This is a genomic window from Aquimarina spinulae (genome assembly GCF_943373825.1).
GTDB lineage: Bacteria > Bacteroidota > Bacteroidia > Flavobacteriales > Flavobacteriaceae > Aquimarina > Aquimarina spinulae.
Genome location: NZ_CALSBP010000002.1, coordinates 218,715 through 231,280, shown reverse-complemented (window position 1 = coordinate 231,280; position 12,566 = coordinate 218,715). Strand labels below are relative to the sequence as shown.

11 protein-coding genes are annotated in these 12,566 nt (G+C 34.6%); 5 read left to right on the top strand and 6 right to left on the bottom strand.

All coding sequences use genetic code 11. The annotated features are described in order from the left end of the window. Nucleotides 1-6: 6 nt before the first annotated feature. From NNH57_RS06735 to NNH57_RS06710, 6 genes are all read right to left on the bottom strand, one after another. Nucleotides 7-1,269, bottom strand: a complete 1,263-nt coding sequence (locus NNH57_RS06735; protein WP_108809431.1) for an NAD(P)/FAD-dependent oxidoreductase — start codon at nucleotides 1,267-1,269, stop codon at nucleotides 7-9. Nucleotides 1,270-1,389: 120 nt separating this feature from the next. Next, nucleotides 1,390-1,752 (bottom strand): rhodanese-like domain-containing protein, encoded by a 363-nt coding sequence (locus NNH57_RS06730; RefSeq protein ID WP_234423455.1) that lies wholly within the window; start codon nucleotides 1,750-1,752, stop codon nucleotides 1,390-1,392. Between the two features lie 142 nt (nucleotides 1,753-1,894). Beyond that, complete coding sequence (locus tag NNH57_RS06725) at nucleotides 1,895-3,310, bottom strand: MBL fold metallo-hydrolase (RefSeq protein WP_108809432.1); 1,416 nt, start codon at nucleotides 3,308-3,310, stop codon at nucleotides 1,895-1,897. Between the two features lie 65 nt (nucleotides 3,311-3,375). Next, the gene (locus NNH57_RS06720) at nucleotides 3,376-5,115 is read right to left on the bottom strand and encodes a SulP family inorganic anion transporter (RefSeq protein ID WP_074409191.1); all 1,740 of its coding nucleotides are present in this window, start codon (nucleotides 5,113-5,115) and stop codon (nucleotides 3,376-3,378) included. Nucleotides 5,116-5,185: 70 nt separating this feature from the next. Next, nucleotides 5,186-5,818 carry a Crp/Fnr family transcriptional regulator gene (locus tag NNH57_RS06715; RefSeq protein WP_074409190.1) on the bottom strand — a complete coding sequence of 211 codons (633 nt, stop codon included), beginning with the start codon at nucleotides 5,816-5,818 and terminating at the stop codon, nucleotides 5,186-5,188. After that, nucleotides 5,815-6,288: a DUF983 domain-containing protein gene (locus NNH57_RS06710; protein ID WP_234423456.1), complete on the bottom strand. Its 474-nt coding sequence runs from the start codon at nucleotides 6,286-6,288 to the stop codon at nucleotides 5,815-5,817. The genes NNH57_RS06715 and NNH57_RS06710 overlap by 4 nt, the downstream gene beginning before the upstream one ends. A gap of 595 nt (nucleotides 6,289-6,883) precedes the next feature. On the opposite strand from NNH57_RS06710, the gene NNH57_RS06705 reads away from it, so the two are divergent. The 5 genes from NNH57_RS06705 (at nucleotide 6,884) to NNH57_RS06685 (ending at nucleotide 12,565) form a co-directional block, all read left to right on the top strand. Further along, the gene (locus NNH57_RS06705; RefSeq protein ID WP_025664227.1) at nucleotides 6,884-8,524 is read left to right on the top strand and encodes a TldD/PmbA family protein; all 1,641 of its coding nucleotides are present in this window, start codon (nucleotides 6,884-6,886) and stop codon (nucleotides 8,522-8,524) included. 32 nt (nucleotides 8,525-8,556) lie between these two features. Continuing rightward, on the top strand, nucleotides 8,557-9,873 hold the full coding sequence (locus tag NNH57_RS06700; RefSeq protein WP_074409189.1) for a TldD/PmbA family protein: 1,317 nt from the start codon (nucleotides 8,557-8,559) through the stop codon (nucleotides 9,871-9,873). Nucleotides 9,874-10,008: 135 nt separating this feature from the next. Then, on the top strand, nucleotides 10,009-10,629 hold the full coding sequence (locus NNH57_RS06695) for a DUF4159 domain-containing protein (protein WP_074409423.1): 621 nt from the start codon (nucleotides 10,009-10,011) through the stop codon (nucleotides 10,627-10,629). Nucleotides 10,630-10,639: 10 nt separating this feature from the next. After that, on the top strand, nucleotides 10,640-11,641 hold the full coding sequence (locus NNH57_RS06690; protein WP_108809434.1) for an AAA family ATPase: 1,002 nt from the start codon (nucleotides 10,640-10,642) through the stop codon (nucleotides 11,639-11,641). Nucleotides 11,642-11,668: 27 nt separating this feature from the next. After that, the gene (locus NNH57_RS06685; protein ID WP_108809435.1) at nucleotides 11,669-12,565 is read left to right on the top strand and encodes a DUF58 domain-containing protein; all 897 of its coding nucleotides are present in this window, start codon (nucleotides 11,669-11,671) and stop codon (nucleotides 12,563-12,565) included. Nucleotide 12,566 lies beyond the last annotated feature (1 nt).

Here is a 12,566-nt window from a genome sequence, read left to right as displayed (position 1 = left end):
TACAGCTTATACATCTTTTCCTTTCATCATCTTATTCCAATAGAGATAGGGTAACATGACTTTTTTGAATATATATAACCTCAAGTGTTCTTTAGCACTATTAAAGACCAGCATTCGTTTTAATTTGGGATCAGGAGTAAAATTACTATCGTAATCAAACTCTGCTAATGTCATTTTTCCATATCCTGTAACCAAAGGACAAGAAGAGTACCCGTTATATGTTTTATTATTGGCTTCTTGGTGTTTAATTAGTTTTAAAATATTATCCACTACAACTGGTGCTTGTTTTCGTATGGCGGCACCAGTTTTTGCCGTAGGAAGTGCAGCCACATCTCCTAATCCAAATATGTTAGGATATGTATTATGTTGTAGAGAATGATGATCTACATCAAGCCATCCAGCATCATTAACCAAAGAAGAGGTTCTTACAAATTTTGGTGCAGCTTGTGGAGGAGCAATATGTAACATATCAAACGGAAGTTTAATGATATTATCATCTGTAGAAACTTCTCCAATTGTAGTATCTTCATTAATAACACATTTGTTTTCTTCTGGAGCTACATGTCTGAAATAGATAAACTTATTTTCAGCATCTATTTTATGAGGAGCATAGAAAGGTTTAAAATGAATACCATATCTACCTATAACTTTCATTAAGGTCTCACGAATTGGTTTTACTCCAAAAATAACAGAACCAGGAGTCGCAAAAATTACATTTGATGTATGTGCAAGCCTCTTTTTTCTAAAATAATCTGCTGCCAGGTAAGCAATTTTTTGAGGAGCACCTCCACATTTAATAGGAGTTGTTGGTTGAGTAAAAATAGCATTCCCTCCTTTAAAATTTTTAAGAACTTCCCAGGTGTGTTTAGGATTCGTATAATTACTACAAACAACACCTTTGTCTAATGCCTCCTGAAGCCCTTCTATCATCGATGGTTCCATTACTAATCCAGGAGCAACTACCAAATAATCATATGTTATATTTCCATTGGATTGTGTAGATACAGCATTATTTTCTGGATCAAAAGAAGAAGCAAAATCCTTAATCCAGTTTACCTTCTTAGGCATTACAGATACCATAGACTTTGCAGTTTTTTTATATGAATACGCCCCTGCACCTACCAAAGTCCAGGCGGGTTGATAGTAATGTGTATCTGCGGGTTCTATAATTGCAATATCTAATCGACTATCTTTTTTGAGTAAACGAGCAGCGGTCATAATTCCTGCAGTACCGCCTCCTATAATGACAATTTGATAATGTGATTTCATTTATGTCTTCTTTGTATTAGGATATTAAAAGTACTTTCAATAATTTATTATTATGGTAACTTTGGTTACACAAACAAAAAAATCGATGGTTTTATGCTATTAAATCAACGTTTTGGTGTGTTAGTTTTTGCATTTTTCCCAAGCGATATACCCACCTTTTAGGTCTATAATATTTTTAAACCCTGTTTTGGCTAATAGTATTGCTGCTTTCTTACTTCGATTTCCACTTCGGCAGTATACATATAAAGACTCATCTTTATCAAATTCATTGAACGAAGATTTGAATGTTGTTTGTTTAAAAAAGTCAATATTGATAGCACCATTAATATGTTTGATGTTATATTCATACGATGTTCTTACGTCTACTAATTGTAGATCCTTTTTCCCTGAGATAACTTTTTTGAAATCAAGGGCGTCAATTTTGGTGATGGCATCCGTTTGTCGATTTTGTGTTTTGAAAAGAGTCTTAAGAATTGACATCATAGCTGGAGTATATTAAAGTAGTCATTTTATAATAACTTTTGTTTTATATGGATAGTAACTTAAATTAGAACAATACATTAAAAAGTAAACATCCGAATCTGTTTATTTTAAATTCAGATGTTTTACTTCTAACTTCTATACATTAAAGCATTGTAGTCGGGCAGATATATTCTGATTTTGGAACATCAGTTTTTGCAATTTCTGCAAATCCACCGATTACATCAACGAATTGATTCCAACCTCTTTGTTTTAAAATAGAGGAAGCTATCATGCTTCTGTATCCTCCCGCACAGTATAGTACAAAGGGTTTGTCTTTGGGAAACTTTGCCAAATGCTTATTAATTTCGTTTAAGGGAATATTTATCGCATCAATAATGTGTTCTGAATCGTACTCACTTTTTTTACGAATATCAAAAACCAAAGGCTTTTCTTTAGTATAGGATTTTTCAAATTCATTGGCAGTGATTCTCTTTGAAATTTCGAACTCTTTTTTAGCATCTTTCCATGAATCAAAACCATTAGTAAGGTACCCTATGGTATTATCATATCCTACTCTTGATAATCTGGTGATTGCTTCCTTTTCCTTTCCTGGATAGGTAATAAGTAGTGTTTTTTGTTTCACATCGGGAATCATTTCTCCCACCCATTGGGCAAAACTTCCTTCCAGACCTATATTAATACTATTAGGAATGAACCCTTTAGTAAAATCTTCTGCATTTCTGGTATCAAGCATTAATGCATCTGTTTCGGTGGCCACTACTTCGAAAGCATCAGGAAGTAAAGGTCGTATTGCTCGATCCATTACTTCATCAAGGCTATCATACCCTTTGATATTCATTAAAACATTTTGAGGGAAATACCCAGGAGGAGCAGTTAATCCGGTAAGTAAAGCATCAATAAATTCTTCTTTTGTCATGTCTTCGCGTAAAGCATAATTCACTTTTTTCTGATGTCCGAGAGTATCAATAGTTTCTGTGCTCATCATTTTACCACAGGCAGAACCGGCCCCATGATTAGGATACACTATCAAGTCATCACTTAGAGGCATGATTTTATTGCGAAGAGAATCATATAAATGACCAGCCAATTTTTCTTCAGTTAACTCAGATACAACATGCTGAGCTAGGTCAGGCCGTCCTACATCACCTATAAATAATGTATCTCCGGTAATAATCCCATGCTCTTTTCCTTGATCATCGATAAGCAAGTATGTGGTACTCTCCATAGTATGACCCGGAGTATGAATTACTTTTATCTTATACTCTCCAATTTCAAAAATCTGCCCATCTTCTGCAATGGTAGCATGATATCCAGGTTTTGCACTGGGACCAAAAACAATTTCTGCTCCTGTTTTTTTACTTAAGTCAAGATGCCCACTCACAAAATCTGCATGAAAATGGGTTTCGAATACATATTTTATTGTTGCGTTATCCTCTTTTGCACGATCGATATAGGGGTGTACTTCTCTAAGAGGATCAAAAACTGCAGCTTCTCCATTATTCTCTATATAGTAAGCAGCGTGGGCCAAACAGCCCGTATAAATCTGTTCTATTTTCATAAGTATTTACTTTTAAAAGGTTTAATAGTATAAAGATAGTATGGATGTTATTCTTCTACAGTTACTTATGTTACAGAAGGTGTTTTTTTAGTTTGAAGAGAAATCTTTTCTTGTATGGCTGTTTTTTTACTTGCATTATTACAGTGATCATATGCTTCATAAACTTTTACAAAAAGATTTTCTGTACCTATAGTATCGATAAGACCACTGCTAAATATAATATCCCTCGTTGGTCCTATGGCTCCGGCAATAATAAACTGAATACCTTTATTTTTGAGCTCTTTGACAAGTTGTTTGAGTACATGTGCAGCACTACTGTCGATATAATTTATGGCTTCTGCATTAAGGATAATGGTATTAAGCTCTTTTCCTTTTAAATCAACCTGTTTATAGAGTTCTTTTTTGAAATAATCTTTATTTCCGAAGTACAGTTGAGCATCAAAACGAATAATCAAAATATATGGTTGTATTTCAATATCATTACTAAAACGAGTAATGTTTTTGAAGTAATTGGTTCCTTTTATTTTCCCCAAAACTGCAATGTGAGGCTTTGAAGTTCTATACACTAATATCAATAAAGAAAACAGTACTCCTGATAATATTCCTTCTTTAATACCAATAATAAGAGTAATCAAAAAGGTGAGAAGGAGAAGACCAAATTCATCTTTTCTGTTTTTAAAAAGTACCACAGGATATTTTATATCGATCAATCCAAATACCGCTACCATAATTATAGCTGCCAGAATCGCGTTGGGCAAAAAATAAAAAAGAGGAGTAAGGAATAATAAGGTTAATCCAACTACGACTGCACTTATGATTGGAGCTATACCTGTTTTTGCACCAGCCTGATCATTAACTGCTGTTCTGGAGAAGCCACCTGTTGTTGGATAAGATTGAAATAAGGAACCGATAATATTAGACGCTCCCAAAGCTATTAATTCCTGATTAGGATCAACCTCATACTCTGTATGTTTTTCTTCTACAGCTTTGGCTACAGAAATAGCTTCCATAAAAGCAATAAGGGCCAAAGTAAGAGCAATGGGCACAAGCTCCGAAATTCTGGAATACTCAACAATGGGTATCTCAAATTCGGGTAACCCCTTTGGTATCGCACCTACAATTTTCACCCCCAGATCATCTATACCAGAAGTATAAACCCCAACGATTCCAAGAATAACTACAATTAACGCTGCAGGAATTTTTGGATTTATTTTTTTTATGATTTTGATAACTACAATGGCAAGAATACCAATACCCAGAGTTAAAAAATTAGTTTGATCTATGGTTTTGAATGCATTGTGTAACAAGATATGGACTTGATTACTACGCTCGATTTCTGCTCCTAATACATGTTTTAATTGGCTAAGTCCAATGATAATTGCAGCAGCAGACGTAAAACCACTTATAACTGGCTTGGATAAGAAGTTTACCAAAAATCCCATCTTTAATATCCCCAAAATAAACTGAATACTTCCCATGAAAAGAGAGAGAAAGATTGCCATCGTTACATATTCTTCAATACCCGAAAGTGATAGTGCTCCCAATCCCGATGCTACAAGAAGAGAATCCATGGCTACGGGGCCTACTGCCAATTGTCGCGAGGTACCCATAATAGCATACACCACTTGTGGAATCAATGCGGCATATAGCCCAAATACAGGAGGAAGACCTGCAATCATGGCGTATGCCATTCCTTGCGGAATTAACATTATCCCTACAGTTAAGCCTGCTGCAATGTCTCCCGATAAAAACTTTTTTTTATAATCAGGAAGCCATTGAAAAACAGGAAAATATCGCTTTAACATGTATATGTGAATTTATAACTAAAAATAGTAGAACATAAATCTATAATCAGTAACATTGGTTACAGAGCTTTTATAAATCAAGAATTTTGATATAATTCCTATGTAATTCTATTTTATCTATTTGTTCGAGTTTTTTTAATAAGCGAGATATCACTACTCTAGAACTATGTAACTCTTGTGCAATTTCCTGATGTGTATTACGAATAATATATTCGTTATTAACTCGAGCTTTTTCCTTCAGGTAATTCACCAGGCGTTCATCCATTCTATCAAAAGCTATACTATCTAAAGTAATAAGAAGTTCATTTAATCGGTTATGATAGCTTTCAAACACAAAATTCCTCCAGGATTTGTACTTGGCCGTCCATTCTTCCATTTTTCGAATAGGAATCATGATAAGTTTTGTATCTACTTCTGCTATTGCTCTAATTTCACTTCGAGTTTGGCCAATACAACAAGTCATTGTCATCGAACAGGTGTCTCCTTGTTCTAAATAATATAATAACAATTCGTCTCCTTCTTTATCTTCTCTAAATACTTTTATTGCTCCCGATACTAGTAATGGCATTCCTTTGATATAATCTCCAATTTCAATCAACTTATATCCAGCAGGAACTTCTCTAAAAGTTCCGACTTGTAGTATGTCGTTTATCAAAGCATTTTCAAACTGGCGCCCGTAACTGTTTTTTAGTTCCTGAATCATTTAGAATCTTGTTTAGCTTTGGGAATAGATGCATCGTAGGTAAAGAAGAAATTGGCCCAAATCAATTTTGAAATCGCTCCAATGTATGGCATTAAAAGTATTAAGGTAACAACAATACTAATAAAGATGTGTATTGGGGTCAAATCTAACCCAAGCAGTTGTATTAAGGTAAAAACAGCAGCACTTATCGCGATACCAACTGCATATGAAACATATATTGAACCATAATAAAAACTGGGCTCTATACTATATTTTAATCGACATGAGGGACATCTTTTTCTTACTTTATTGAAACGTTTTAGGTGATATGGGTTGGCTTCTAAAAATGCTCCGTCATGACAACGTGGACATTTTAAAAACAATATGCTGTATAATTTTGAACCTCTACCAAACATGTTGTTGAATTTTGGATAAAAGTAATGCGCCAAAAAATATTTATCAGTAACAAAGGTTACATATGCAAAGATCATTTTTTGCTCTATAAGGTAGGATGAGATTATAACTTCCTATATATGTTGATAGATACTGTTTTACGTTGTAAAAGAGCAATTTTGCTAAAGATATTTTATGATTTTGATAACAGTTGCGTTAAAAATATAAAAGTTTAACAAAATTTTAAATACACTCAAATCTAGTGATTCAGGTATTTTATTGATAATTTTCTGATTGTATATTAGATTACCTTTTATTTTATAAACATTTGTTTTACAGTGAGTTATGTGTTTTTTTTGTAAACTTGTATTCTTTTGTATACGAAAATTCTTACTCTTTTTTTAACATTTTTGGGTACTATTGTTATTTGACATAAATTTTCTACTTTTAGTGCTGTACTAAAAATAAAAAGTAGACGTAATTAGCTTCTTTTTGGTATGATATGATTTTAACTTTGGGGATCTTAAAAGAATGAAAAAACCCGTATGTTTTTTAAGTTTTTTTTAGATAATAATCATCATATTTCCTCACAAAAAATGATATATACTATAGCGTTATGTTTCTAGATTTAGCATACATTAAAAACTAAAACACCATAAATAAATATTCATTCAATCAAAAAAGGAGGTTTATATGAAACGAAGAGATTTTGTTAAATACGCTGGATTAGGATCTGGCGCATTAATGATGCCATCCATGCTTATGGGAAATAATATTTCTGCAGAAGCTTTGCTAAATCCTGGGATGGATGTCGCAATCAAGAAAAGCCTTGCAGACATAGCATTAAATACTGCCAAAACTTTGGGAGCATCTTATGCCGATGCAAGAATAGGAAGATATCTAAATCAATATGTATTTACCAGAGAGGACAAGGTTCAGAATGTGGTAAATACAGAATCTTTTGGAATTGGTATACGAGTTATTACCAATGGAACCTGGGGATTTGCTTCTACCAATAACGTAACAGAAAAAGGGATTAAAAAAGCAACAGAACAAGCGGTTGCAATTGCAAAAGCAAATTCAAAAATTCAGAAAGTACCTGTGAAACTGGCTCCAGTAAAATCTTATGGAGAAGTTACCTGGAAGACACCTATTAAAAAGGATTTCAAAAAAGTACCTATTTCAGAAAAAGTAGATCTATTGCTTAGCGCTAATGCAGCTGCAATGAAAAATGGAGCTAATTTTGTGAATTCTGGTCTTTTTATGGTAAATGAGCAAAAATATTTTGCATCTACCGATGGGTCATATATAGATCAGGATGTTCACCGTATATGGCCAACATTTACGGTTACGGCTATTGATCGTGCTAATAATAAGTTTAAATCACGCCAGGCAATGAGTGCTCCTATGGGAATGGGATATGAATATATGGACGGTTTGGATTCAGAAAAATTAGATGGGCCAGCAGGAATGAAATTATATAGAGGAAGCTACGATATGGTAGAAGACGCTATTATGGCAGCCAAGCAAGCCAAAGAAAGACTTAGTGCCAAATCGGTAGAAGCAGGTAAGTATGATTTGGTATTAGAACCAAATCACCTGGGATTAACTATTCACGAATCGGTAGGGCACCCGCTCGAGTTGGATCGTGTACTGGGATATGAAGCCAACTATGCAGGAACAAGTTTTGCTACTCTTGATAAATGGAAAACCAAAAACTTCAAGTATGGTAGTGATATCGTTAACCTGGTAGCAGATAAAACACAAGTAGGATCTCTAGGAGCTGTTGGATATGACGACGAAGGAGTAAAGACAAAACAATGGGATCTTGTACGTAATGGTGTATTAACCAATTATCAGGCAATCAGAGATCAGGTGCATATGATAGATCAGAACGAATCACATGGTTGTTGCTATTCTCAGAGTTGGAACGATGTACAATTTCAACGTATGCCTAATGTTTCGTTAGAACCAGGTAAAGAAAAATATAATGTTAATGACATGATAAAAGATGTAGAAAAAGGAATTTATATTGCTGGTAGAGGTTCGTACTCTATCGACCAGCAACGATATAATTTCCAGTTTGGCGGTACTGCTTTCTACGAAATTAAAAACGGAGCGATTGTGGGTATGTTAGATGATGTTGCTTATCAATCTAATACACAGGAGTTTTGGAATTCTTGTGCCAAAATATGCGACAAAGATGACTATAGGTTATTCGGATCGTTCTTTGATGGTAAAGGACAGCCTTCTCAGATAAGTGCTGTATCACACGGAAGTTCTACTACCAGGTTTAATAATGTAAATGTGATCAATACAGGTAGAACTATTTAAAACATCTTTTTCCAACAAATAATAAAAATATCATGGCAATATATACAAAAGAAGAAGCAAAGCAAATTATGGAAAAAGCACTGAGCTTTTCTACTGCTGATGCTTGTGAAATAAATATGAGTGGAAGCGAAAGCGGAAATATCCGCTATGCGCGTAATACGGTTTCTACTGCAGGTCATCGATCTAATCAAAACCTGGTAGTACAATCTAATTTCGGAAAAAAATCGGGTACGGCTACCATTGATGAGTTTGATGATGAATCCCTAAAGAAAGTAGTCAAAAGAGCAGAGGAGTTAGCAAAACTTTCGCCAGAAAACCCTGAGTTTATGGGGCCTTTAGGGCCTCAAACTTATGATAAATCAATAACCTATAACAAAGCATCGGCCAATATCTCACCAGAGTATCGTGCTACTGTAGCAAGTAGTAGTATTGAGCCAGCTGTAGCAAAAGATGTTACTGCTGCGGGGTTTTTTAACGATTCTTATGGGTTTAGTGCAATGATGAATTCTAATGGTCTTTTTGCTTACAATCAATCTACAGGTTCTAATTTCACGGTTACGATGAGAACTAATGATGGTACCGGATCAGGATGGGTATCTCGTGATTTTAATGATATCAGTAAGTTTGATGCAGCAAAAGCTTCTAATATAGCGATAGATAAGGCAGTGACATCAAGAGAAGCCAAAGCTATTGAACCGGGTAAATATACTGTAATTCTTGAACCTGCAGCGTCAGTTGGGTTACTACAAAATATTGGTCGTGCTCTTAGCGCACGAACTGCAGATGAAGGGCGAAGTTTTATGTCTAAAGAAGGTGGAGGAACTAAACTAGGAGAAAAGATTGTAGATGAACGTGTAAACATTTGGTCTGATCCTTTAAATCCAGATGCACCTACAAGTACATGGAATGGATCTGGACAGGCTTTAAAGAAGATGAGCTGGATAGAGAATGGAGTAGTAAAAAATTTAGCATATAGCCGTTATTGGGCAGAGAAGAAAGGAGTTGATCCAGTACCTTTTCCATCTAATTTCATTATGCAAGGAGGAGATGCCTCTTTAGAAGACCTTATTAAAGGAACCAAAAAAGGAATTTTGGTTACCAGATTATGGTATATCAGAAATGTAGATCCTCAAACTCTCTTATATACAGGTCTTACCCGGGATGGAACGTTCTATATCGAAAATGGAAAGATAAAACATCCAGTAAAGAACTTTAGATTTAATGAGAGTCCGATTATTATGCTTAATAATCTTGAAACACTCGGAAAACAAGTTAGGATAAATGGTAATTTGGTACCTTATATGAAGGTAAGAGATTTCACCTTTACCAGCTTGTCTGATGCGGTGTAAATATAATTCATAATATAAACTGGTCATTTTGATTAGCTTCATTATGGCCAGTTTTTTCTTTCGATACTGTTTTAACCATTAATCGTAACGATGTTATGGGGTAATATGTTTTTGAAAGCTAAAATAATAACTGCATTGAGTAACAAGTTTTTCTTTACAAGATTGCAATATGAGTCGGGAGATTGGGATGTAGATCAAAGAATGCCTTCAAACCTTTTAAATTCTCTAGTAGAGTATACTACCCTAAAAGTAGATACGCAAGAAAGAATTATATCCCTTAGTAGCGATGAAATATTTAAAAGTCCATTTTGCTATATATCAGGGCATAAACTAGTGCAATTTACAAAGAAAGAAAGAGAGAATTTTGAGAAATATGTCAGAAACGGAGGCTTTGTCTTTGCAGATGATTGTAATCATGATATAGATGGTTTGTTTTCAAAATCATTTGAACGACAAATGGAGGATATCTTTGGCCCTCAGCAGTTAAAAAAAATCCCTAATACTCATGAGATATATAACGTTTTCTTCGAATTTGAAGATGGCCCACCCACGACCTCACAAGAACTTAACGGATGGGGAGATGATATTGTACATGATTACCTAAAAGCTATTGAAATTAATGGTAGGATAGGGGTTTTATTCAGCAACAAAGATTATGGTTGCGAATGGGATTATGATTTTAGAAATAAGCGATGGTATAAAATAGATAATACTCGCTTTGGAGTAAATATAGTGATGTATGCTTTAACATCATAAAAGAAGATGTATGGATAAAAATTTAGCAAGTATTGAACAAGAGGTGAATGTACTTACCGAGAAACTTACCAAGTTAAAGAAAGAAATTGGCAAAGTAATTACTGGGCAGGAGGAAACCGTAGAACAATTACTGATTACTTTTCTGGCAGGTGGACACGCATTATTAGAAGGAGTTCCCGGGTTGGCAAAAACGTTAATGATACGAACATTAGCGCAAGCCATTGATTTAAAGTTTAAAAGAATACAATTTACTCCCGATCTAATGCCTTCAGATATTATTGGTACCGAAATACTTGAAGAAGATTATAGCACCGGAAAGAAGTTTTTTAAATTTAATAAAGGACCCATCTTTGCTAATATTATATTGGCAGATGAGATTAACCGAACACCACCAAAGACTCAGGCAGCACTGCTAGAAGCTATGCAGGAGTTTGAAGTAACATATTCTGGTAAAACTTATACCCTGGATAAACCATTTTTTATTCTCGCTACTCAAAACCCTATTGAGCAATCGGGTACGTTTATGTTGCCAGAAGCACAACAAGATCGTTTTCTGTTGTATATAAAAATTGGATACCCTAGCGAATTAGAAGAGACTACCATTTTAAAAAATACAACAGGTACCAAAAAAGAAACACTTCATAAAGTGATTACCGGTGACGATATATTAAGACTGCAGAACCTGGTTAGAGAAGTGCCTATAAGTGATGATCTTATCACATTTGTAAGTAAGCTAATACGAGCGACAAGGCCAGAAACTACTACAAACACATATGTAAAAGAGTGGGTAAATTGGGGAGCAGGCCCAAGAGCAGGCCAGGCAATGATATTAACAGCCAAAGCTCGTGCTTTGATGAAAGGACGCTTATCGGTTACATTAGAAGATATACAACATGTCGCTATACCGGTATTGCGACATAGAGTTATTGTAAATTTTAGAGCAGAATCCGAAGGTATAACGTCTGATGATGTTACTCATCAACTGTTAAACGCTATTCCGATAAAGAGCTGATATGCGATATTTTAAAGTTAAATTGGTATGAAACAGGACTATCATCAATTATTAAAACCAGAGCTTATAAAAAATGTATCTGGATTAGAACTCATTGCACGTGTAATAGTTGATGGATATTTGTCTGGACATAATCACAGCAGAAGTGTAGGCCCGGGGATGGAGTTTAGTCAATTTCGTAATTATGAACCGGGTGATGATTTAAGACTACTGGATTGGAAAATGCTCGCCAGATCAGGTAGATACTATATTAAGCAATCAGAGATAAAAAGTAATATTGCGGTAAAATTTATTGTCGATGCCAGTATGTCTATGCTTCATAAGGAAGAAGATTTGTCTAAAATGGATTACACCAGAGTGCTGGTCGCTTCATTGGCATACTTATCCCAAAATCAAGGAGATGCTGTGGGTCTTTTTGCACTTAATGATCACCAATTACATAGCGTATATCCCAAAATTCAGAAAAAACACTATAATCGTCTGTTATTAGAATTGATTAATATTAAGAATGAAGGAAAATGGCCAGAGGACCCTGGAGCGTCAAAAAACCTTCATGATCGTAACCATAAAGAATTGATTTTCTTTATTACCGATTTGTATGAACACAGAGAAGAGCTAACTTCTTTCGTTAAACGGTTGAAAACACCTAAAAATGAAGTTGTAGTATTTCATTTGATGGGTAAAAACGAACTGGAATTTGACTACAAAGGTACCATTACATTCGAAGATTTGGAAACAGGAGCAAGGCGTAAGATAGATGCTAAGACAGCAAAAAAGCAATACCTCACTGCATTAGAAGAAATGATGAAAAACACAAAAAATACGCTGCTGGCTAATGATATTGGTTATCATTTGTTTAAACTAAATGAGAATATCGGAGAGGCTTTACAGGTATTTCTGAAGAAACGAAATAGATTAATTTAGT

Excerpts from the sequence above, each read along its gene's own strand:
- NNH57_RS06735 (WP_108809431.1), bottom strand. The coding sequence starts at position 1,269 with ATGAAATCACATTATCAAATTGTCATTATAGGAGGCGGTACTGCAGGA.
- NNH57_RS06730 (WP_234423455.1), bottom strand. The coding sequence starts at position 1,752 with ATGATGTCAATTCTTAAGACTCTTTTCAAAACACAAAATCGACAAACG.
- NNH57_RS06725 (WP_108809432.1), bottom strand. The coding sequence starts at position 3,310 with ATGAAAATAGAACAGATTTATACGGGCTGTTTGGCCCACGCTGCTTAC.
- NNH57_RS06720 (WP_074409191.1), bottom strand. The coding sequence starts at position 5,115 with ATGTTAAAGCGATATTTTCCTGTTTTTCAATGGCTTCCTGATTATAAA.
- NNH57_RS06715 (WP_074409190.1), bottom strand. The coding sequence starts at position 5,818 with ATGATTCAGGAACTAAAAAACAGTTACGGGCGCCAGTTTGAAAATGCT.
- NNH57_RS06710 (WP_234423456.1), bottom strand. The coding sequence starts at position 6,288 with ATGATCTTTGCATATGTAACCTTTGTTACTGATAAATATTTTTTGGCG.
- NNH57_RS06705 (WP_025664227.1), top strand. The coding sequence starts at position 6,884 with ATGAAACGAAGAGATTTTGTTAAATACGCTGGATTAGGATCTGGCGCA.
- NNH57_RS06700 (WP_074409189.1), top strand. The coding sequence starts at position 8,557 with ATGGCAATATATACAAAAGAAGAAGCAAAGCAAATTATGGAAAAAGCA.
- NNH57_RS06690 (WP_108809434.1), top strand. The coding sequence starts at position 10,640 with ATGGATAAAAATTTAGCAAGTATTGAACAAGAGGTGAATGTACTTACC.
- NNH57_RS06685 (WP_108809435.1), top strand. The coding sequence starts at position 11,669 with ATGAAACAGGACTATCATCAATTATTAAAACCAGAGCTTATAAAAAAT.